Below are 22,464 nucleotides of genomic sequence, written 5' to 3' on the forward strand. Positions count from 1 at the left end.
TCTCCTTTTTTATCGTTACATTAAGCCGTTGTTTCGACTGGCTTTACACTTTGAACTTCTCTTGGCTTTTTCGTTGCGACAATGGTTAAAACTGCCGCAAGGAATAATGATCCTGCCATAAAGATATAGGAAGCGCCAAATCCTCCTGTTGATCCATTTAAAAATCCTACAATATAAGAACCGGCAAATGAACCAAGTGCGCCCATGCTATTAATTAAAGCCATTGCTCCTCCGGCAACATTACGCGGTAAAATTTCAGGAATAATCGCAAAGAACGGTCCGTACGGAGCGTACATCGTTCCTCCGGCGATAACGAGTAAAGCAAAGGAAAGCCAGAAGTTGCTTGTGCCAACTAAATAAGATCCGTAAAAAGCAAGCGCTCCTACTAATAAGAACGGCCATACAAATGCGCTTCGTTTTAAAAACTTATCTGATAGATATGAAACCGTTAACATTAATACAACTGCTAATACGTAAGGAACGGACGCTAACCAACCTGTTTTCACTATACTCATGTTAGGCGCTGCTTTAATAATAGACGGCAGCCACATAACAAATCCGTAGACGCCAATACTCCATAAAGCATATTGAATGCTTAATAAAATGACAGTACGATTTTTGAAAGCTTCTTTATAGCCTTTAACAGGTTTGATTCCTTCTTGTTCTTTTTGCAGCGCATCGTGTAAATCTGCTTTTTCTTTTTTCGACAGCCAGCCTGCATCTTTTGGCTCGTCGTTTACTAGTTTCCACCATAAAAATGCCCAAATAACAGCTGGAAAACCTTCTAAAATAAACATCCATCTCCAGCCAAACGATTCTAGCAAATACCCAGAAACAATAGACATCCAAAGAACAGTTGCCGGATTTCCTAAAATTAAAAACGTGTTGGCTCTAGAACGTTCTGCTTTTGTAAACCAGTGGCTTAAAAACACTAGCATAGCAGGCATAACGGCACTTTCGACCACTCCTAAAGCAAACCGAATAACAAACAAAAATCCGACGTGGCTTACCATACCCGTAGCTGTAGCAAGTGCTCCCCATAAAATCAGAGACCAAAAAATCAGCTTTTTGGCGCTTTTATTTTCAGCATAGTGAGCGCCTGGAATTTGGAAAAAGAAATAACCTAAGAAAAAGAGCGACCCTAATAAAGACGAAATACCTGGCGTAATATGAAGATCTTCTGCCAGTCCTGCCGCTGCTCCAAACCCATAGTTTGCACGGTCTAAATATGCAAGGCTATACGTAATAAATACGATAGGAATTAACCGAAGCCATCTTTTTTTTGCTAGCTGCTGTTTCATTATCACTTCACTCCTTGTTTTTGGGATTCCATATATCTTTGCAACTGCTGTTCAGTTGGATATCCGTCGTTATCTCCAGGGCTTTGTACAGCTAATGACCCAATAGCATTTGCTCTCCTTACAGACTGAGTAAGAGAATCATTTTGAAGAAGTCCGCTTAACAGTCCTACTGCAAAACCGTCTCCTGCTCCGACTGTATCCACTATTTGTTTCACTTTTATTCCTTCAACCATTCCTTGCTCTTTAGCCGTCTTAAAAAAGGCTCCTTGTTCACCTAGTTTAATAACGACAAGCTCTACGCCTGCATCTAAATAGTAAGAAGCAATGTCTTCTGGGTTTTCGTAGCCGGTTAAGATTTTTCCTTCTTCAATACCCGGCAGAACGTAGTTTGCTTGTTTAGCAGCTTCATTGATTGTAACAACCATTTCTTCTTTCGATGCCCAAAGAGTGGGTCTAAGGTTTGGATCAAAGGAAACTGTTCTTCCAGCTGCTTTCATCGATGTAAGTGCATGTAGAGCAAAATCGCGCATACTTGCTGACACAGCAAGCGGTATGCCTGTCATATGCATATGTTTTGCCGCTAAAAAATAGTTTTGATTAAAATCGCTGGAGTGCAAGTGACTGGCTGCTGAATTTTTTCGGAAGTAACAAACTTCCGGGTCTCCCACTTCCACTTTTGATTTAATTTGAAAGCCTGTTGCATGCTCGCTATCTACTAATACACAATCGGTGTTGACATATTCTTCTTGTAGCCGTTTCATAATAAACGTACCGAAAGGATCGTTGCCGACTTTGCTCACCCAGCCTGCGCGCAGACCGAGACGAGCGATACCAATTGCTACATTTGTTTCTGCTCCGGCCAGTTCTTTCGTATAATGCTTAATCTCATGCAGCGGTCCCGGCTGCTCTGCCATGAACATCGCCATTGCTTCTCCGAAGGTAATAACGTCTAATGAATTCATTGAACTTCCTCCTGTTCTGCTGCTTGCACCAATGAAATGAAGCCGGGGATTTGTTCCGGTTCATCGATTGGAAACTCTAAAGCTTTAAAAATCGAATGAGAAAACCCTCTCAAAATATCTTTCCACATTTCATTTGAATCGTTCGATATAGCGGTTGTCACTAGCTTTCCGCTGCTTTTTATGACGTGTTTAATATGAATATAGCCCACAAATGACCTTAGCATTTTGATTGCTTCCTGGGGTTGTTCATCTACGTAGAGCCAGTTACCAATATCAAACGTCATGGAAACAGGAACTTCGTAAGCGTTATCAAAAAATGCGTGCAGAGATGCTATGTTGCCTCCGTGACTGGTTTGATCGTTTTCTACAAATAGACGTAAAGCTGGAAATGCCTCTAATAGCTGCTGTAAATCTGCCATAGGCGATTGGGGCTGATAAAAACCAAGAGAAACTTTTACCCACTGAGCGCCAAGTGATACGGCTTCTTCAAGAATAACTTTTAATTCTTGTGTGTTTAACTCTCCATTTTCTCTCCACAGTTCAATTGGAGCCGAATATACTGTAAAAAGTGGATATGTTTTTAATTCTTCAGCAATAAGCGCAATCTCTTGATCTACTTTTTTCATTAACTCTCTTCTAATTTCCACTCCATGTACTTGCTGCTCATGTATTTTTCCAATCATGGCGTGCTGAAAGCCTGTTGTTTCAAATGCATTTAACGGGATAATGATACTGTTCATAAATCGACCTACCTTTCTTATTATACTAACTAACCACTTACTAAACCGGTTTAGTAAATCGATTTATCTAAATTATAAGACTATTGAAAGCGCTTTTCAAGCTTTTTTTATAAATTATAAAAAAAAGAAACAACACAGCTTTATGCCGTGTTGTTTCTTAGTGATCATCTGTGCTTTTTACTAGATTGCGATCTTGCTGGTAAATATCATAAATCAAAAAGCTAAAGCCATAGTACAAGATTATAATGACAACTGACTTCGTCATGATAAATAAAGCGCCTAGCCCGATACCAACTAACAGCGTCTGGACACTTAAACGGTCACGCTGGAAAGCTAGCTGTGATAGGAAATAACCAATACCAATTAAAACGGCCAATACCCATGTGTTTTCAATGGCTAATATATAGTGACTATATAAATAAAAGCTAGGAAAATAAACGGTGCTTTCTACGAAGCTGGAGATACCGCTGTATGCTAGCCACCACTTTTGCTCTCTTTCCGTTTTAGGAACGGTTGCCTCAATTGACGTGGGCATTTCCTGTTCCACAAAAACCGTTTCTCCATGATCTTTTATCCATTGAAGCATAATGGAAAGAATGATAAAGCCAGCAAAGATTAAAAGCAGCAAATATTCAATCCACGCTGGATACGGAGCCGTGCGATGAATCGTATCGAGATATACTCCCTGTAATCCTAACATAGAAATTGGAACCTTATGGTATACCATCACCGCAATATAAAATAGTAAAATTAGCACATAAAAAAAGAACTGTTCTTTGTAGTAGCGAATTTTTTTGCCTTCTGAAGCAATTCGCTTAACAGTCACGCTTTCCAAGTACGGACGGATAATGCTTATGATAATAATAAGACACGTAAATACAATCATATAGTTATGTAATCACCTTTTCAACTTCGTTATGTAACATGTTTTTTCATTTTTTCCATCCGTAAGAACAGCAGGTTAACAGCCTCTGCACTTTCTTATAGTACCAAAAAACTAAACTTTTTGACAATCCTGATTTATCAATTAGAAAGATGAAATAAGCATAGCTACATTGATGCCGCTAATCGTGACCATAGGAGACCCTCCTCCAGGGTGAGTCGTTCCTCCTACAAAATATAAGTTTTTAACATCTTTTGAGACGTTGCTTGGCCGAAGAAAACTATCCATTTTCCGGTTTGAACTCACGCCGTACAAAGCACCTTTAAATGCACCGAACGTTTGTTCAATTTCATATGGAGTAACAATTCGCTCATGTACAAGCGAAGACTCGATATCTAAACCAAACTGAGAAAGCTTGCGATAGACAACTTCTCTGTAAGCGTTCATTTCTTCTTGATTCTCTTCTTTCACAGCAGGAGCATTCACTAAAATAAATAAATTATCACCCGGAGCTACCGTGTTATCGGTATATGAAGAATTACAAATATAGATGGTGGGATCGGTTGGAAGCGTTTTTTGCTGAAATAGCTCATAGAATTCCTGTTTATAATCTTGAGAAAAATACACTTGATGATGAATCAGCTGAGAAGAGCGCTTCTTAACAGCTGCCATGATCACATAAGCTGATATAGAAGGCTCAAATTCAGCTGCTTTTTTGTTTTTAAAATGAGGTCTATCCTGTTCTTTTACGAGTGCCGGATAGGCCTTTAGCAAGTCGCCGTTCACAATAACAATATCCGCGTCTATCTTTTCTTCTCCATTTACTTCTACTCCGACAGCCCGTTTATTTTTTACGATTATTTCAGTAACGCTGCAGTTTGTATACAGCTTCCCTCCAGCTTTTTGGAACACATGTCCCAGCCCTTTTGCAATTCTAGAGTTTCCTCCTTTTACATAGTACACCCCATCATTCATTTCTAAATGTCCAATCAATGAAAACGTAGCGGGTGATGTATAAGGTGAAGATCCGATATAGGTTGCATATCGATTAAATGCATTTCGAATGTTTTCGTTTCGAAAAAAACGCTGATGAAACGTATCTACTGTTTCAAACGGCCTTACTTGCAGCAATGCTTTTAATAAAGAAGGGTTTGTGTAATCTTTCCACGATGAAAATGTCCGGTAGAAAAATTGGCTTTTTGCAATGTCGTATATTCTTTTTACTTCTTTCAAATAGGCAGGGTATTGCTCCGCAGCAAAGGGATCGAGACGTTCAAGCTGCTGAATCATTTTTCTTTCATCTATAGACATGGAAAATTGGGAGCCGTCGGTGAAGAAGTTATTCGTATGATGCGTTAGTTTGACAAGAGGCATATAGTCTTCTGGACGTTCACCCGCTTGCTCAAATAACCACTGAAAAACTTCGGGCATTGTAATGGTATTAGGCCCAAAATCAAAAGAATATTCTCCTAGCTGCACAGGCATCATTTTTCCGCCTACATGCTCGTTTTTTTCCACAATTGTGACATTGAACCCCTTTGTTTGAAGAAGAACTCCTGCAGCTAATCCGCCTAATCCTGCCCCAACTATTAGTACTTTTTTCATTGATAATGCCTTCCTTTCCATTCATATCCCTGCTTTTTTCGTTCACGCTTCATGGAATGATTCATCAGCAGCATCAGCACAATTGCCGACGCGGGCATCGTACAAAATAAAAGCCCTTTTTGCTGAGCCGACCGGTCAATTAAAAACCGCTGAAAAAGCATAATGCAAAAAGGCAGAATCCAAAGCATGTTGCCTGTGAATATTCCTGCTATAAAAAAAGGAAGCGGCAGCACGTAGCAACAGGCAAAAAAAACGCTTAGTATCCAAACTGCTTTAGCGGAGCGGCCCAGACCTACAAAGATGTTTTTAGCAAAACCGTTCCATACTTCTTCTGTTGTTTCATACATATAACAGCTAACATGAGAGGTAATATTCGCTAAAATGACGCGGTGTTTCTTTTGCTTAAAAAGCTGGGCTAGGTGGACATCTTCTACTAGTGAAGATTTGACGGCTTCATGTCCTCCTACGGCCTCGTAAGCTTCTTTTTTTATAAACATAAAAGCACCGTGAGCCGCGGAAGCTTTGCTCATCTTGTTACGATTAGCTACGACAACCGGTAAATAACTAAAAACAACCACATGCTGAAGCGGAACAACCAATGCTTCTAACCACGTTTTTACGGGAAAACGAGGGAAACCTGTTAAAAGAGCGGCTTTTGTCGCTTGTGCTGTGGCTAAAGTATGTTCTAGTGTACGTTCTTTTAGTTCTACATCTGCGTCTACAAACAATAAATAGTCTCCATTTGCAGCTTGCGACAGCTGGTGACAGGCATGAACTTTTCCGACCCAGCCCTCTCTCAGCTCTTTTCCTTCTATGATGGTAAACCTCGGATCGCCGTGAATTTCTTTCAACAGCTGTGGTCGTGTTTGATCTGTGGACTGATCGTCTAGTATGACACATTCTAGATTGCTGTACGTTAATCCTTTAATAGAGGAAATGATTCGCTTTACATTTCGTTCTTCATTTCGCATTGGAATCAAAATAGAAATGAGAGGCTGAGGTGTTTTGGAATCCAGCTCGTATCTTTTTAATTTAGGCATTGCTTGAATATTTACAATGGTTAAAAGCAGCATAAAAATAAATAAAAGCATATAGTAAATCATTCTTTCACCTTCGCTTTCCACCACGTTAACCATTCACTAAGCGTCTTTTTTCCTTTTAATAAAACCGTAAATTCCTCATCGTTTTCTTGAATTATTTTCTGTTTTTGATGATCAAGCTGAGCAGTGACTGTACCGCCTAGCGTGTTGGTTATCTCTTCTCTTGCCTTAGCCGAGTCGTAAAAAACAGCTTGCCCTATCCAGATAAAAAGCTCCGGTCGCTGATCATGGCGAAACGTATAATAATACGTAATGGGAATAACTTCAACGTCAGAATGCTTCTTTAGAAGAAAAGCAGGTCCTTCAGAAAAAGTTAACGGTCTTTTTTCAAGATGCTCTTCTTTTCCTTGGGGAAAAATAAGCACCGCTTTTTTCTCTTCTAACAGCTTACTGGCAAACCTTAACGATTCCACCGTATGCTTCGGGGACGCTGCATTTACTGAAAAAGCTCCGATTCGTTGAAAAAAAGGAAAATCCTTCATTCCTTGTTCGGACATCATAGCGTATAGATCTGTTTTTAATACCGCGTTATTTAAATAAAATGTCACTAAACCGTCCCACCAGCTGGAATGATTAGCAATTAATAAAATTTTTTTATCTTTTGGGAGCCCTTCTATATGTAAATGAATACGATAAAATTGCTTTTTAAGCTGATATGTGACAAACAGTTGAAAAAATCGCTCAAATATTGAGTTTTTCTTCGGGTAAATCATAAGCGAGTCTCCTTTTTATACACAATATAAAGAATAAGAAAAGGAATCATCGTCAGACATACGACAAGCCATAGGCCATTTGCTAACGCTACAATCACAAACATCATGACAACTGCACTATACAAAAATACCATTCTTTTTTCCCACACCGGATTTTCCTCTTTAGGAGACTTAGCTAAAAAGAAATATACGACCAGCTGAATGAAGAAAGACAATAAAAACCAGCCGGAGAAATTTGATAAAGGAATATTATAATAAAAGCTGTCCCCTTCCCACACCCAATATTGTTTAACAACATAGGCAACAGGATCAATAGCCAAATCCATAATAACAGCAAAAAGCGAACTAATGACTGCATAGGCAATTCCATGGACAATAAACGGCAGCTCCATACGTTTCATAATTCCTAAAGCTAGTATTCTGCTTGTAATCACAACCATAAACCAAGCCGAACCAATGGTCAGAGGAACACCTAAAATTTTGGCCCCAAAATCTTTTTCATAATCGTAGGATCCAAATAAAAATCCATACTTAACACCTAGACTTTCGATATAAATAGATGCGCCTGTCACAAATATCGCAACGAGCAGTGCCCGCCTTACTCCATAAGCTTTAGTTAGATAAATAAGAGCAAGAAGACTGCTCAAGTGTAAAAAGACCGCGTTTGCCCATTCTAACCATGAAGGCAGCAAATCGAAGGAAAGCAAGACGACTCCGCATACGTACCAGATAAGAAAAAAACGATAAATACCATTTGTGATCATCCTTTATCCACCTTCTCTCCAGCTTCTTTTTGTCAAAGTGCTATTATATAAGCTTGTACCCATTCTCTCCATTTTCAATGTGCTCTTTTTTATGAATAGTCCGCGCTCTCTTAAAATTATGTAAAAACAGCCACTGTTAGTACGTTCCCTAAATAAGAGACTTTATTACTTATTTATAAACAAAAATAAAATAAACGTCCATTAAAATCTACGGATGTATAGATTGTAATGACGTTTATTTTTTCTTATGTATATACACTTCTAATAGCTTTTTGACAATGAGTCCGACAACAAGTCCAGGTATAACAGACAGCATAGGAAGCCAAATTGGTCCTATAAAAACACCGTTGATGGTTGTTACTGAAGAATACATAATGCCTACTGTAACAAAATAAGCACAGGAGACAAAAGGAATAAATGTAAATCTCGATGCGCCGTTTTCTGCTTCTTTAACAGCATCCCAAATTGCAAAAAAATACAAACATGGATAAAACATTAACCACTGCATGTTCATTACTTCTAGGGACTGCCTTGTTTCTCCTAAAAAGCTTAAGCGAATGCCTTCATTAAAATTTGCGCCCATATTAATGAGAAATTCAAGTACAATAAACAAAATTCCTTTTATATGTTTTTTGTTTAGTAATTGTCCAAAGCCCGGCAACGCAATGCTCCATAAAAGAGCTTCTAGTCTAGTCACGTTCTGTCCTAACATTTTGACGTATAAAAGAACTCCACAGCATGATATCAGTAGAAATTTTGTCCATAGTTATCAACCTCACAATAATTTACTCATAGTTTTTGTAAATGTAAAATTTTTATACTACATCTCCTTTAATATTTGTAACTTATTGTAAATTGATAAATGGTTTAGCTATTCGACCAGACATTTTTGTTTAGAATTTTCTGTTTATTAAAACAAAATCGTACGATATACTAGTTTTATACGTACGAAAGGATGAGAAAGCTGACATGGAAACAAGTTTTTTTTCAATTTTAATACTAGGGTTTCTTTTAGGAATCAAGCATGCTCTAGAACCAGATCATATTATCGCTGTATCAACCATTGCTTCAAAAAGTAAAAAACTGTGGCGCTCTTCGCTTGCAGGAGTATACTGGGGGATTGGCCATACGCTTACGCTGTTTATTTTTGGCATGATTTTAATGGTGTTAAAAAGCAGTATTTCTGAACGTATGAGCATGTCACTTGAATTTTTAGTGGGAATTATGCTCGTTTACCTCGGTTTCACATCGTTTCTGTCTTACAAAAAACAAGTACATACGCATCACGAAAAAACGTCTTACTTAAAGTCATTGGGCATTGGCTTTGTTCATGGACTGGCGGGAAGCGCAGCTATGGTTGTATTAACGATGAGCACTGTTACTCACGTATGGCAAGGTGCTCTGTACATTATCATTTTTGGAATCGGCACTTGTCTTGGCATGCTGTTATTTACAACGGTTATTGGGATTCCATTCGTTACAACTAAAAAACAAGTGACGTTAAACCGCTGCTTGATGCAGGTAACAGGCGCTGTCAGCATTATATTTGGCCTTTATTATATGTATAATTTAGGTGTAAGCGACGGATTGTTTAGCCTGTGGTTCTAAAAGCGAATGAGACATAATGAAAACAATTCAATCTAAAGATGAACAAGTAGGATAAATGATCTGGACTACCTGTTCTACAGCTGTTTATTTCTGGGCAAGACTTCGCTTTGCCCTTTAATCAACGGCTAGAAGGAGCTACATACAGGAAACCTACGTTCACCCTACCAATAAAAAAATCCGAACGAATTGGATTCTCCATTAAGAATCCAGCTCGTTCGGATCTTCTTTCGACTAACATATTTTTGTCCCAGCCTCTTTAATACTTACGCAAAAGTGATACTTCAGCTTTTAGTAAATGCTGTCGGAACAATCCGTATACTTTAGCGATTATGTCTTCAACTTCTTGTGTACTAGCAGCTAATATTCGAATAGCACATCCAGGGATCGGAAGTGCGGAAGCTCCTACTTTACAGCCAGCCTCTTCGCACAGCTGATGTACTTTCCCTATAAATGCGTCGTCGGCATTTGGATGAACAATGATAATCGATCCAAAATGAGTATACCCTTCCATTTTCATCATGCCGCGCAAATGGCTTTCTGGCTTCAAGTATAAGTGATCGTATACCTTCAGCTGCTCGTTTACATACAGTTTAAGCTTGGAACGCATAGAGGTATATTGAAACAGCTGCCCGTCCGGCGACCACCCCGGGGTGATGCTGTCACACATAAACAAAGCAGCGTTTTGTGCCATATGAACCGTTATTTCTTGAACAAATGCAGCATTTTCATACAAAATAAGCGGGTCTGGTATATATTCCATGATGGCTTGTTCTTCAAGGGTTATACACGTTTCTTGTAAAACAGCTTCGTTCGGTGTTTTGTACACCTTTGTCGCAGATTGAGTAGTAGCCGTCAGCTGGGCATTTTTCTCTACCGTTATCATCGTTTTATATTTGTCTCCGCTTACGTATCCTCCACCTACGTGAAGCATATAAACAAAAGGTGATTCAGGAGTCATGTAAATAGGTCTGGCAACTTTAAAAGCACCGTAATGGTACGTATCTTTAATAACGGTTCGCTCGCTGTTTCTTTCTGCTCGAAGCTCTAAATAACCCATGTAGCTCATGATTCAAGGCCGATTAAAAAGGCCTCTTTTTTAATCCACTCTATCACTCGGTCGAGCCCTTTATCTTCTTTTAAATTGGTGAAAACAAAAGGCTTGTTCCCTCTCGCTTGAATTGTATCTTTTTCCATTACTTCTAAACTAGCTCCTACATACGGGGCTAAATCTGTTTTGTTGATGATGAATAAATCAGATTTAATCATTCCTTGACCGCCTTTACGCGGGATTTTTTCCCCTTGTGCTACATCGATGATATAAATCGAAAAATCAACGAGCTCTGGGCTAAACGTTGCGGCTAAATTATCTCCTCCGCTTTCTACAAAAATAAGTTCAACATCGGGGTGACGTTCCACTAACTCATCGATCGCAGCAAAGTTCATAGATGCATCTTCTCGAATAGCCGTATGAGGGCAGCCTCCTGTTTCTACTCCTACGATACGATTTTCTGGCAAAATACTGTTTTTTACTAGAAATTGCGCGTCTTCTTTTGTATAAATATCGTTTGTAACAATCGCCATGCTTAGCTGTCCTTCTAGTGCACGCGTTAATCGTTCTACTAACATTGTTTTCCCTGCACCAACAGGTCCACCAATTCCAATTTTAATTGCATTCATTTTTACGCCTTCATTGTTAGAAGGCTTTCCCTCCTTTTTTATGACATGAACAATCGTACATGCAATTGTTCATGCTGCATTTGAGCAATTTCTAACCCTGGTGTCACCGCACCAAATTCCTCTTGATCTGCTTGTAAAATATGCTGAAGTGCGTGCTGCAGCAGCGGCTGAAAAAGAACGAGCGTTTTTTGCCCATCGGTTTGCCCGATCGGTATGCCCCGAACAGCATTTTGAATTAACGAAGAAATGCTAGCGTACAAGTGACTTAAAATTGCCTCTTCTTTTGTAATGTTCAACTGCAGGCTGGCTAATGCAAATACAACAGCAGGATGTCCATACGCCTTCTTTGCTTTTACCTCACTCATATATTTTTCTAAATAAGAGCCTTGAAATAACTCTAAGCAAAGTTTTAACATGCGCTGGCCCACGCGTCTTGTCCCTTCTCTTGTTTCTTTTGACAAAGCAAGAGCGTATAATTCATGATCCACTCTCATAATTTCGTTAAACTGGTCATGATTCGCATACTCATAAGCCAGTCTGCATGCTAAGCCGTCCGTATACGTCAGCTGAACATCAAGATATGTACGAAGCGCTTCTTGAAAGGTTTCTGTGTTGCAAATTTGATCTTGCTGAATATACGTTTCAAAACCAAACGAATGTGAAAATGCACCGGATGGAAAATTTGAATCACATAGTTGAATCAGCGAAAGCAATGAATTAGTCATGACTGTGTCCGATATGCTTAAAAGCTTGTTTTACTTTTCTTTTTTCGCGCTTATAGGGAATATCAAGCTGCTGAAGCAATTCTTCGACTAAATAATCGTACTGTACGAGCATGTCTCCACCTTCAAACTGTGCTGGCAAATGTCGGTTGCCAAGCTGATGAGCAATTTCTCCCATTTGCTGAATATTAATCGGCTGAATGGTTAAAATATCGTCTGCCACCACCTGAACAACAATCATATTGCTTTCATCCATAAACAGCACGTCGCCATCAGTGAGCTCGCGATTTTCTTTTAGACGAATTCCTAGTTCCTTACCGTGATCTGTTACAACGCGTTGAACGCGTTTTACTAAGTGATCACTTTCGATATATACCTTTTCTATATGTGGAGCCCGTTTTTCTAATGTTGCCATATTTCCGATAATTTTTTCGATTACCATTTCTTTCACCTCAAAATAAAAAGTATCGCTGCGCCATAGGCACAACTTCTGCTGCTTCACATGTAATCATTTGTCCATCTACTTTTACTTCGTACGTTTGGGGATCAACTTCAATTTTAGGCATTTCCCCGTTTAACTTCATATCTGTTTTTTTTAATTGACGAATATTTTTGACCGGTTTAAGCAGCTTTTGCAACCCCAGTTTCTCGCCCACTTTGTTCTCGTACGCTGCTTTTGACACAAACGTAAGAGATGTTTTAGCTCTTGCTTTTCCATAAGAAGCAAACATCGGACGGTATAAAACCGGCTGTGGAGTTGGAATTGAAGCATTAGGATCTCCCATTAAGCTGTGTGCAATCAAACCGCCTTTTACAATCAAGTCAGGCTTTATTCCAAAAAAAGCTGGCTCCCATAGGACTAAGTCAGCCATTTTCCCTGTTTCTACTGATCCTACATATTCGGAAATTCCATGAGCAATAGCTGGATTAATCGTATATTTAGCTACATAGCGTTTGACACGTGCGTTATCGCCAACTTCGCTGTCACCATCAAGTTTCCCTCGTTGCTTTTTCATTTTGTCAGCTGTTTGCCACGTTCTTGTAATTACTTCGCCTACACGTCCCATTGCTTGAGAATCTGAAGAAATCATACTGAATACACCTAAATCGTGTAAAATATCTTCAGCTGCAATCGTTTCTTTGCGAATGCGAGAATCAGCAAAAGCGATGTCTTCTGGTACAGAGGGATCAAGATGATGACATACCATGAGCATATCTAAATGTTCTTCAAGCGTGTTGACAGTATAGGGCCTTGTTGGATTAGTTGATGATGGAAGCACGTTTGGAAAGCTTGCCATTTCCATAATATCAGGTGCATGTCCGCCTCCAGCTCCTTCAGTATGATAGGTATGAATGACTCGATCGCCAATCGCTGCAATCGTATCTTCGACAAAGCCGCCTTCATTTAAAGTATCTGTATGAATCGCAATTTGAACATCGTACTCGTCTGCTACCTGTAAGCTTGTATCAATGGCAGATGCTGTGGTTCCCCAGTCTTCATGAAGCTTTAGTCCAATCGCTCCAGCTTCAATTTGCTCAATTAAAGGCTCTTTGGCACTTGCATTCCCTTTTCCTAAAAAGCCAATATTCATTGGGAATGCTTCAGCAGCTTCAAGCATTCGTTCAATATGCCAAGCTCCGGGTGTACAAGTTGTCGCTTTTGTTCCTGTAGCCGGTCCCGTTCCTCCTCCAATCATTGTTGTCACGCCAGAGGCAAGAGCAGTTTCAATTTGCTGCGGACAAATGAAATGAATATGTGCATCAATACCGCCGGCGGTTACAATTTTCCCTTCTGCTGCAATCACTTCTGTACTCGCACCAATGATGATGTCTACTTCATCCATCAGCAGGGGATTGCCCGCTTTTCCGATAGTTTGAATGAGTCCATCTTTTATTCCAATATCTGCTTTATATATGCCTGTATAATCAAGAATAATTGCATTTGTCAACACTAAGTCCGCTGCTTCGTTTCGTGTTGCAAGAGGATGCTGCCCCATTCCGTCACGAATGACTTTTCCTCCGCCGAACTTTACTTCATCTCCGTACGTGGTGAAATCTTTTTCAATTTCAATAAATAGCTCTGTGTCTGCTAAACGAACAGCATCTCCAACGGTTGGTCCAAACATATCTGCATACTGACGTCGCGACATTTGAAAACTCATCTTATACATCTTCCTTTCTATCAGAAAGCGATCTGTTTGTTTTATTGTTAAGACCGTAGATTTCTCTTGTTCCGGAGAAAGCAACGAGATCCACTTCTTTTGCATCACCTGGTTCAAAACGAACGGCTGTGCCGGCCGGAATATTTAAATGATAGCCAAGCGAAGCTTCGCGTGGGAACTCGAGCGCAGCATTCACTTCAAAAAAATGAAAGTGTGACCCTACTTGAACAGGTCGATCGCCTCTGTTGATTACAGTCACGCTAATTGATTTCTTACCGTTATTACATGTGATTGGGTCTTTTTTTAAGAAATATTCTCCTGGAATCATATCTTCCCCTCCTCTTAACGAATTGGATCGTGCACAGTGACGAGCTTGGTTCCGTCTGGAAAGGTAGCTTCCACTTGAATATCATGAATCATTTCTGGAATACCTTCCATTACATCTTCTCGTTTTAAAATCTTGGTCCCTTCTCGCATTAGCTGTGCTACCGTCTTGCCATCACGAGCTCCTTCCATAATTTCATATGTAATAATAGCTACTGCTTCGGGATAATTAAGTTTTAATCCTCTTGTCTGACGGCGTCTTGCTAAGTCTGCAGCTACGACAATCATTAATTTTTCTTGTTCTCTCGACGTAAGTTTCAATGAAAGCTTCCTTTCTGCTAATCTATTTTCTAATTAACATCAAATGTGATATTTTCTAACACAAATACATAACTAATTATAGTAAATTTTCTGACAAAAAACAAAGAATTTATCTCTTCCGATAAAAAAAGATGAGCATGTTTGCTCACCTTTTACTCTTCTGAAATCGCTTGTGTTTTCCACTTCTGCAGGTGTTTCCAGCCCAAACCTTCAGCTAGCTGGCGTTTTGCATAGTTTACTCCTTTTTCAATAGAAGCTTCATAACCAAATAGATAATAGCGCAAGCCAGCGTTTAATACTACTTGATTATAGACGTAAGTCAGTTCGGAAGAAGATTCACCCTCCAGAATACGCGTCACATATTCCGCTTGTTTTTCAACACTTATTTTCTTTTCAAAGTGCTCTTCTTCCACGAACAGTCCGTATTCTTTTGGATTGACAATAAACGACTCCATCTCTCCTTCTGAGATCGTAAAAACAAAGCTGCTTCTATGTACAGGTACATCTTCTGATCCTTCTATCCCTTGTACCACGTATACGTGTTTGAAATGCAGAGAAGCAAAAATAGGCACAATCTTATTAATGGCCGTACGGTGAAAAGCTCCCATCATTAAAGAAGAAGCATTCGATAAGTTTAGTAGTTTTTCAACCGTATTAATAAGTGTCCTTACACCAATTTCATGACGAACTTGTTTGATGCGGCTAAGAGGATAAGAGATTGTTTCGGCATTTACAAAGCCAATTTTTAACGTTTCAAACGCATAACCGATGTCTTCAATCGTTTGAGCTTGAGGGATCTGTAATGAATGAAGTACGTCTTCAATCGTTGTTCCAAACTTTGGAGGAAGCGCTTCTGTACAGTGTAAAAAAGCTGGCACACCTCTTTCAGCTAATAAAATTGATACAGGAATGGTCGCAAAAAATGAATTCCTCCCTGCATAAGGGCTTGCAAAATCAATTGATTTATCTTTTAACGGCTGAGACAGCGGTATTTCTTTTGTTTTTTCACGAAAAGCATGAACGAATCCCAATAGTTCATCTGCATTTTCAGTTTTAATACGTTCCGCGATAAAAAAAGCAGCGATCTGAGCATCCGTAGCTTGTCCAGAAGCGATTAAGCGAGCTGCTTCTTTTGCTTGTTCATACGTTAAGTCAGTTGATCCCCTTTTTCCGCGCGCTATTTCTTTGATAAATTGCTGCATATCGTACACTTCCTTTTTAACTGAATATTTGTACATTGTATCACATATTTTCTTTGTTCCTTAGATTATCTTCTATCAGGTACGCAAACTGCTAAAAAATATGAAATTAAAGGAAAAGTACTAGTTCTTTTATAACCTAATATAGTATAATCTATCTGCTATACTATTATTTGGATATTTGGGGGACTTTACAAATGAAAAAAGAGAAACTACTTGTACCATTTATAGCAGCATCCGTTTTAGTAGGAGCATCGGTGACAACGCCAGTTTTTAGTCACTCTGCTTATGCTGCTTCTTCTGTCAGCGTTTATCAAAAAGACGTTAATTCGCTAGCAGATTATTACGCACCATTTTATAAAACCGTAGAAAAAAAGCTAAAAGAAATTGAAGGAATAAAAGATGACGAAAAAGCGTTAGCTGCATATGATCAGCTTGCAGATCAAATTGACCAGTTTCTAACAAAGACTGATAAAAATTACGCGATGAATCATCTTAATTCGGAAGCTGATCAGCTTCAAGGGTATTTATACGACAGCTTAATTGCTCTTTATAATTACATTGTGGATCTTGAAGACTATGCGTACGGAGATGTAAGTGACGCGGAATTTAATAAGATCTCTGCAAATTTCGAAAAAGAAATCAACGCATACAATACGCAATTTCAGCAAAAAGCGAAGAGCTATAAAACGAAGCGAAAAGTAACGTTTAACGCAAATATGAGTTATTTGCTTGATGAAGATATTCAACCTTCACCAACAGCTCCATCTACACCGGCTGATAGCAATGGCACCTACACGGTGAAAAAAGGAGACACGCTGACAGCAGTTGCTAAAAAGTACGGCATGACGGTAGCTGAATTAAAAAAATTAAACAATTTAAAAACAGATGCGTTAAAAGTTGGACAAGTGCTGAAAGTGAAAAGTGCAAGCGCACCTTCGCCGGCTCCAGCACCTCAAACTTCTGTTAGTGCAAAACAGCAGCAAATTGTATCGTATGCTAAAACGCTAATTGGAAAGCCATATAAATATGGGGGTACGACACCAAAAGGTTTTGATGTATCAGGGTACACACAGTATGTATATAAAAACGCGGGTTCAAATATTTCTATCCCCCGTACAGTAGCAGATCAGTATAAAAGCGGCACGGACGTAAAGCAAAACAGCCTCCAGGCTGGAGATTTAGTTTTCTTTAAAAACGGCAAATCCGTTTCAGTCGTAGGAATTTACCTAGACAAACAAGAATTCATTTATGTCAGCAGCAAAGGCGTTAAAACGCAATCACTTTCAACAGCGTACTGGAAAAACAGCTATGCGGGCGCAAAGCGTATTATAAAGTAAAAAGAGGTGCCATAAGGCACCTCTTTTGCTTTACTAGCTATGTATTTCTATACTAGACTAGCAATTTTATAAAGAACTTCTTAGTTCATAACCGTAATTTTAACAGATTTTCTTCCGAACTGTTGAGCATCACCTTCAGCAGGAACGAATACATCAATTCGATTGCCTTTAATTGCTCCACCTGTATCGGCAGCTACAGCTTCACCATAGCCTTCTACATAAACTTTCGAACCTAATGGAATAACACTAGGGTCAACAGCAATTACTTTTTGATTTGGATTTGCTTTTAAATCCACTCCTGTAGCAGTTGTACCGCTACATCCAGCACAATTAGCCGTATAGGCAGTTGCTTCAACTGTCATTGATTTGCCGCTGGCTTGTTGTGACGATTCAGCAGGTTGTTGTTGAGCTTGTTCAGCTTGAGCTTGCTGCTGCTCTTTTTGAGCCTGTTCAGCTTGAGCTTGCTGCTGTTCTTTTTGAGCCTGTTCAGCTTGAGCTTGCTGCTGCTCTTTTTGAGCTTGTTCAGCTTGAGCCTGCTGCTGCTCTTTTTGAGCTTGTTCAGCTTGAGTCTGCTGCTGCTCTTTTTGGGCTTGTTCAGCTTGAGCTTGCTGCTGTTCTTCTTGAGTTTGTTCAGCTTGAGCTTGCTGCTGTTCTTCTTGAGTTTGTTCAGCCGGCGCTTGAGCTTGCTGAGCTTCTGGAGCAGCTTGGGCTACTGAAGGACTTGATTGCTGAGCTTGGCCGTTTGGAGACTGAATTTTTAATTGTTCGCCAGGATAAATTAAATCTGACTTCAGTCCGTTCCATTCTTTAATTTGATCTACCGTCACGCCGTATTGCTGACTGATGGACCATAATGTGTTTCCTTGCTGAACTTTGTGCGTCATTTCTTTTATAGTAGCTACGTTTAATTCTTGATTTGGATAAATAATATTAGATGTTAAGTTATTTGCATCTTTTAGCTCGTCTACGCTCACGCTGTGCTTTTGAGCGACTTTCCATAACGTATCACCTTTTTCTACGTGATACGTTCCGCTTGTAGAAGCAGAAGCTGCACCTACAAATCCTGCTGAAAGGATTGCTGTTGTTCCTAGAGTAAATATAAATTTTTTCATTACGAATACCTCCTTATTTACTCAATGATTGAATGATATCATCCTCACATTTCACAGCCGTTACAGAGCCATGCTACTTTTATTACAAAACTTAACAAAACAGAACATTTAATCGTAATATTTCTGATAATTTGGCTATATGATGAAACGTTTCTACTTTTTACTGCTTTTTATTGTTGTTTTTACTAAAATAGTTAAATTTCTCTACCATTGCTGGCTATGCCTCTTCTTTTTTATTGATCATTTAACGGGTATATTCAGTTTTTTTATAACAAAAAAAGCGAACCGCTAATCAAAAATTTTGATTAGCGGTTCGCTTTTCAATTCGGCTAAAATACTTTTGTCCCAGCTTTTTTTATTTCTTGTTAAATCCTTGCTTTTCAACAAATTCTTTCATATACATACGCTTAGGATTGGAAAGCATGTCGGCCATTTGACCAGTCCATGTGTCTTGGCGTTTGCCATTTGTTCTTTCGTTGTAATAAGCAGAAATTTCTTCGTTATACGATGTTAATTCTTTTTTCGTCTGCTCATCGTTCGGCTCATATGTTTCTTCATGATACACATGTTTAAATGGTAAGCGCGGCTTTTTATCCGTAATACCCGCTGGATGTCCAACCGTTAGACCAAATAACGGAATTACATGATGAGGCAGTTTTAACAATTTGCTTACTTCTTCTAATTCGTTACGCAAACCGCCGATGTAACAAGCTCCAAGTCCCATTGATTCAGCAGCAAGCGTTGCATTTTGCGCAGCAAGGGCAACGTCAATAATAGCTACCATAAACTGCTCTGTGCTTTCGAGCGCTGTCGATAAATCTTTTTTCTCCATTTCCGCAATGACATCATGACGATGAAAGTCAGCGCAAAATACAAAGAAGTGTCCATTTGTTTCTACGTAAGGCTGATTTCCTGCTAATTGAGCAAGCTTTCGCTTCGTTTCTTTATCTTTTACTCCAATAATGGAATACGCTTGAATATAGCTTGATGTGGAAGCTGCCTGTGCGCTTTCTACAATCGTCTGAATTTGCTCTTCTGACAATGGTTTGTCTTCATATTTGCGAATAGAACGATGATTTAAAATCGTTTCAATAACTGAGTTCATATTATAATCTCCTTTTACTTCATCTAACCTTCTACAGTTGTTATCTCTACAGTTAGTTTATCGAATGTAAAAAGAAATAACCAATGTTCTGCTTAAAATTGATTTTGACTTGTCTCATATCGATACAGCTTAAAGTGATCTGCAAGCACGCGATCTACTTTTACTTCTAAGCTGTCTACATATTCGTCCATCCGTTTTATCAACCGGTTTCGTTTCACATCATTTTCTAAAATGTTCTTAAGCTGCTGTTCAAAGGCTTCAGCCTCATTAAGCGGTATCAGCAGCTCTTTTTCTTTTAGATATTCAATGTTAATTTGTTCTTGACCTGGAAGAGATGAGTGAATAAAAATAGGTAGTCTTTTGTGAAGGGCTTCGCTAATTGTCACTCCCCCCGCTTTTGTGACAATGGCATCTGCTCCCTCATATAAATCATTCATTTTCTCTCTCGATTTTACATACGAGACCGCTTTAATTCTCGGGTGGTTTAATTTTATTAGTTCTTGATACAACTTTTTGTTTTTTCCGCACAGCACATAATACATATACGTACAGTTTTGCGGAAGCTGCTGAAGCATTTTGCGTACATTTCCAAGGCCGGAATTCCCTCCGGCAATCAGTATATGTTTCTGTGGCATAAGATGGTCAATCCTTCTTTTTAAAAACGCTTTATGAACAGGAATTCCCGTTACATAAATAGAAGACTCTTTTACACCGTGAACGTTTTGTAAAAACGCTTTTGTATCCTGATCAGGCACGCAGTGAAGCTCAATTCCATTTTTACCCCATACGTCGCTTACTAAGAAGTCTGTGTATACGTTTATAATAGGAAGATCAATGATTCCTTTTTCTTTTAACCCGCTTAATACACAGGAAGGAAAGCTGTGTGTACAAACAATGACATCCGGCTGCTCTGCATCAATTAATTTCTTCATATGGTATTCGATAATCGGCCATTTTTTCACAACAAAATCGTCCATCGTATGGTCGTTTTTTTTGTATACATGACCGTAATAAAATTTTTCAAACTGCTTTGGGAAAACAGAAATCCATTTCATGTATATCGATGAAATCATTTGTTCAAGCGGTTTGCTCCAATAGCTTAAACAATCAATTTTTTGACAAATAACGTGCGAAAAACGCTCCATAATGGCATCCATAACGGCGTCTGCTACTTGGTGATGACCAGATGGCATCTGAAAAAGCGGTAAGAATAAAACCTTCCTCATTGACCATCCCTCCTCTCAAGACGTTTTCGGTTTCTTGTTCTTTTTATAAGTAAATAAATGACAAAAAAAGCTACAGCGCCCATGATAATATACGAAATATGAATTCGATCTCCTACGTAGTAACCTAGAATCAGAAAAGAAAGGACCCATACTAGACTTCCTACTACCGATAACAATAAATAAAGCAAAAACGGATAGCGACTTATTCCCGCCATATATGGGCTAATTTGACGCAAACCTGGAATATATAAACCAAATAAAATGGTCCATATCCCATATTTATGGTAGCTGCCGCTTGCCGCTTCAATTTTCTCTTTGGTTAACCCTACGTATTTTCCGTATTTATCAAAAAATGGGGTTCCCGCATACCTTCCTAGCCCGTAAGCAGTAAGCATTCCAGTAATAACACCTAAAAAAGCAAAAAGAGATGATTCGTATAAGTTCAGCTGATGCTTGGCAATAAACATGCCTAATAATATTAAAAATGATTCTTCAGGCGCTGGAATTCCAACAATCCCACAAAAAAGTACAAGTAAAATAACAATATAACCATAGGAATGTATATACTGAGAAATAATTGTTAAGTCCACTGCTCGCTCCTCTATTTACGATTGATTCATCAATTGCTGCATGGTTATACTTTCATACCCTTGCTGTTTTAAGTAAGGTAAAAATTCTTCTAACGCCGCAATCGTCATTTCAGGTGCTTTTTCATCTGCTCCCGGGGTATCTCCATTATCGTGTAACACAAAAATGGCTCCATCTTCTACTTTACGCATTAGTTTTTGAACTAATGCCGTTTTCGTTGTTTTTAGTGTCCAATCCTGAAAGATTCCTGTCCAGATCACAAGGTGATATGGCTTGGCCATTGATAAACTGCTCATATTTAAATGTCCCCACGGCGGACGATAAAAAAGCGGCTTTTGATTGGTTACTTTCTCTATAACCTGTGCACATTGATGAATTTGTCTTTTTAATTGCCAAGGTGTTTGCGTCCATGCACTCACATGACGATGATGATGTATAGCTACTTCATGTCCTTCATCAATCATTCTGTTTAAAATAGACGGGTGTTTCTCCCCTAGTTCTCCCACAATAAAAAAAGTAGCTTTCATTTCATACAGTTTGAACAAGTCCAAAATTTTTGGTGTATAAACAGGATGAGGACCGTCGTCAAATGTTATAGCTATTTTATGCTTTTTTTCCCCTTTTATTATGACTGATGAATGATAGCGACGATAAAGGGTTTGCGAAATAATGGTATATACACATATAACCATTAGAACGAAAAGTAAAACAATAAAAAAACGAGTCATATGCTTTTAACCATCCTTTTGAATTTAAATCCTGCATTTATTATAACGGTTTACTCAGACTTTGGTTTCATTTTTTTGTGATAGAAGCCAGGAATTTTAAAATAATTTGATACTTTACCTAAAAATAGCTGTTCTGCAAGGATATACCGGAAATAAAATGATATCATAAAATTTCCCTTCATTCAGTAAAAAAAGTACTTTTTACCAGTTATATCTATCTTTTGTACGATAACTGTCATTACTTTTTAAAAATAAAAAACTTCCCGCACGAGTGCGGAAAGTTT

General features: G+C 38.8%; 24 protein-coding genes. 2 read left to right on the forward strand and 22 right to left on the reverse strand.

Features of this window, described 5'->3' with window-relative positions; translation table 11 throughout:
• Positions 1-20: 20 nt before the first annotated feature.
• The 9 genes from AC1DEF_RS12435 to AC1DEF_RS12475 all read right to left on the reverse strand — a co-directional run bounded on the left by AC1DEF_RS12435 (position 21) and on the right by AC1DEF_RS12475 (position 8,780).
• The gene (locus tag AC1DEF_RS12435) at positions 21-1,301 is read right to left on the reverse strand and encodes an MFS transporter (protein ID WP_028409101.1); all 1,281 of its coding nucleotides are present in this window, start codon (positions 1,299-1,301) and stop codon (positions 21-23) included.
• A gap of 2 nt (positions 1,302-1,303) precedes the next feature.
• The gene (locus AC1DEF_RS12440; RefSeq protein WP_097825181.1) at positions 1,304-2,263 is read right to left on the reverse strand and encodes a sugar kinase; all 960 of its coding nucleotides are present in this window, start codon (positions 2,261-2,263) and stop codon (positions 1,304-1,306) included.
• Positions 2,260-3,003: a sugar phosphate isomerase/epimerase family protein gene (locus AC1DEF_RS12445; RefSeq protein WP_097825182.1), complete on the reverse strand. Its 744-nt coding sequence runs from the start codon at positions 3,001-3,003 to the stop codon at positions 2,260-2,262. The genes AC1DEF_RS12440 and AC1DEF_RS12445 overlap by 4 nt, the downstream gene beginning before the upstream one ends.
• Positions 3,004-3,160: 157 nt before the next feature.
• A complete protein-coding gene (locus AC1DEF_RS12450) occupies positions 3,161-3,889 on the reverse strand; it encodes a hypothetical protein (protein WP_097825183.1) in 729 nt (242 codons plus the stop codon).
• Between the two features lie 141 nt (positions 3,890-4,030).
• Positions 4,031-5,491 (reverse strand): phytoene desaturase family protein, encoded by a 1,461-nt coding sequence (locus AC1DEF_RS12455; RefSeq protein WP_097825184.1) that lies wholly within the window; start codon positions 5,489-5,491, stop codon positions 4,031-4,033.
• A complete protein-coding gene (locus AC1DEF_RS12460) occupies positions 5,488-6,627 on the reverse strand; it encodes a glycosyltransferase family 2 protein (RefSeq protein WP_255255810.1) in 1,140 nt (379 codons plus the stop codon). The genes AC1DEF_RS12455 and AC1DEF_RS12460 overlap by 4 nt, the downstream gene beginning before the upstream one ends.
• A complete protein-coding gene (locus tag AC1DEF_RS12465; protein WP_097825186.1) occupies positions 6,591-7,304 on the reverse strand; it encodes a lysophospholipid acyltransferase family protein in 714 nt (237 codons plus the stop codon). The genes AC1DEF_RS12460 and AC1DEF_RS12465 overlap by 37 nt, the downstream gene beginning before the upstream one ends.
• Positions 7,301-8,068: a carotenoid biosynthesis protein gene (locus AC1DEF_RS12470; protein WP_097825187.1), complete on the reverse strand. Its 768-nt coding sequence runs from the start codon at positions 8,066-8,068 to the stop codon at positions 7,301-7,303. Before AC1DEF_RS12470 ends, AC1DEF_RS12465 begins: the two co-directional genes overlap by 4 nt.
• A 235-nt stretch (positions 8,069-8,303) precedes the next feature.
• On the reverse strand, positions 8,304-8,780 hold the full coding sequence (locus tag AC1DEF_RS12475) for a hypothetical protein (RefSeq protein WP_028409109.1): 477 nt from the start codon (positions 8,778-8,780) through the stop codon (positions 8,304-8,306).
• Between the two features lie 257 nt (positions 8,781-9,037).
• Between AC1DEF_RS12475 and AC1DEF_RS12480 the strand changes: the two genes are divergently transcribed.
• Positions 9,038-9,676 carry a HoxN/HupN/NixA family nickel/cobalt transporter gene (locus tag AC1DEF_RS12480; RefSeq protein WP_016764672.1) on the forward strand — a complete coding sequence of 213 codons (639 nt, stop codon included), beginning with the start codon at positions 9,038-9,040 and terminating at the stop codon, positions 9,674-9,676.
• Between the two features lie 256 nt (positions 9,677-9,932).
• Here AC1DEF_RS12480 and AC1DEF_RS12485 read toward each other — a convergent pair whose 3' ends face one another.
• The 8 genes from AC1DEF_RS12485 to AC1DEF_RS12520 all read right to left on the reverse strand — a co-directional run bounded on the left by AC1DEF_RS12485 (position 9,933) and on the right by AC1DEF_RS12520 (position 16,084).
• On the reverse strand, positions 9,933-10,742 hold the full coding sequence (locus AC1DEF_RS12485) for an urease accessory protein UreD (protein WP_097825188.1): 810 nt from the start codon (positions 10,740-10,742) through the stop codon (positions 9,933-9,935).
• On the reverse strand, positions 10,739-11,353 hold the full coding sequence (gene ureG / locus AC1DEF_RS12490) for an urease accessory protein UreG (RefSeq protein WP_097825189.1): 615 nt from the start codon (positions 11,351-11,353) through the stop codon (positions 10,739-10,741). Before ureG ends, AC1DEF_RS12485 begins: the two co-directional genes overlap by 4 nt.
• 38 nt (positions 11,354-11,391) lie before the next feature.
• Positions 11,392-12,078 carry an urease accessory protein UreF gene (locus tag AC1DEF_RS12495; RefSeq protein WP_097825190.1) on the reverse strand — a complete coding sequence of 229 codons (687 nt, stop codon included), beginning with the start codon at positions 12,076-12,078 and terminating at the stop codon, positions 11,392-11,394.
• On the reverse strand, positions 12,071-12,517 hold the full coding sequence (gene ureE, locus AC1DEF_RS12500; protein ID WP_043981524.1) for an urease accessory protein UreE: 447 nt from the start codon (positions 12,515-12,517) through the stop codon (positions 12,071-12,073). Before ureE ends, AC1DEF_RS12495 begins: the two co-directional genes overlap by 8 nt.
• Positions 12,518-12,527: 10 nt before the next feature.
• On the reverse strand, positions 12,528-14,237 hold the full coding sequence (gene ureC, locus AC1DEF_RS12505; protein WP_097825191.1) for an urease subunit alpha: 1,710 nt from the start codon (positions 14,235-14,237) through the stop codon (positions 12,528-12,530).
• Position 14,238: 1 nt separating this feature from the next.
• A complete protein-coding gene (locus tag AC1DEF_RS12510) occupies positions 14,239-14,565 on the reverse strand; it encodes an urease subunit beta (RefSeq protein WP_013083758.1) in 327 nt (108 codons plus the stop codon).
• Positions 14,566-14,579: 14 nt separating this feature from the next.
• Positions 14,580-14,882 (reverse strand): urease subunit gamma, encoded by a 303-nt coding sequence (locus AC1DEF_RS12515; RefSeq protein WP_013057659.1) that lies wholly within the window; start codon positions 14,880-14,882, stop codon positions 14,580-14,582.
• Between the two features lie 152 nt (positions 14,883-15,034).
• Entirely contained in the window at positions 15,035-16,084 is a 1,050-nt protein-coding gene (locus AC1DEF_RS12520; RefSeq protein ID WP_097825192.1) for an anthranilate phosphoribosyltransferase, read from the reverse strand.
• Positions 16,085-16,278: 194 nt separating this feature from the next.
• Here AC1DEF_RS12520 and AC1DEF_RS12525 point away from each other — a divergent pair, with 194 nt between their 5' ends.
• The gene (locus tag AC1DEF_RS12525) at positions 16,279-17,421 is read left to right on the forward strand and encodes a C40 family peptidase (protein WP_028409119.1); all 1,143 of its coding nucleotides are present in this window, start codon (positions 16,279-16,281) and stop codon (positions 17,419-17,421) included.
• 80 nt (positions 17,422-17,501) lie between these two features.
• Here AC1DEF_RS12525 and AC1DEF_RS12530 read toward each other — a convergent pair whose 3' ends face one another.
• From AC1DEF_RS12530 to AC1DEF_RS12550, 5 genes are all read right to left on the reverse strand, one after another.
• Positions 17,502-18,533: a 3D domain-containing protein gene (locus AC1DEF_RS12530; RefSeq protein WP_477727405.1), complete on the reverse strand. Its 1,032-nt coding sequence runs from the start codon at positions 18,531-18,533 to the stop codon at positions 17,502-17,504.
• A gap of 355 nt (positions 18,534-18,888) precedes the next feature.
• Complete coding sequence (gene nfsA / locus AC1DEF_RS12535; protein WP_043981519.1) at positions 18,889-19,638, reverse strand: oxygen-insensitive NADPH nitroreductase; 750 nt, start codon at positions 19,636-19,638, stop codon at positions 18,889-18,891.
• Between the two features lie 92 nt (positions 19,639-19,730).
• Positions 19,731-20,864 carry an MGDG synthase family glycosyltransferase gene (locus tag AC1DEF_RS12540; RefSeq protein WP_025751216.1) on the reverse strand — a complete coding sequence of 378 codons (1,134 nt, stop codon included), beginning with the start codon at positions 20,862-20,864 and terminating at the stop codon, positions 19,731-19,733.
• Positions 20,861-21,454 (reverse strand): DedA family protein, encoded by a 594-nt coding sequence (locus AC1DEF_RS12545; protein WP_013083764.1) that lies wholly within the window; start codon positions 21,452-21,454, stop codon positions 20,861-20,863. The genes AC1DEF_RS12540 and AC1DEF_RS12545 overlap by 4 nt, the downstream gene beginning before the upstream one ends.
• A gap of 15 nt (positions 21,455-21,469) precedes the next feature.
• On the reverse strand, positions 21,470-22,180 hold the full coding sequence (locus tag AC1DEF_RS12550; RefSeq protein WP_097825194.1) for a polysaccharide deacetylase family protein: 711 nt from the start codon (positions 22,178-22,180) through the stop codon (positions 21,470-21,472).
• Positions 22,181-22,464: the final 284 nt, after the last annotated feature.

The organism is Priestia sp. 10L35, from assembly GCF_056395685.1.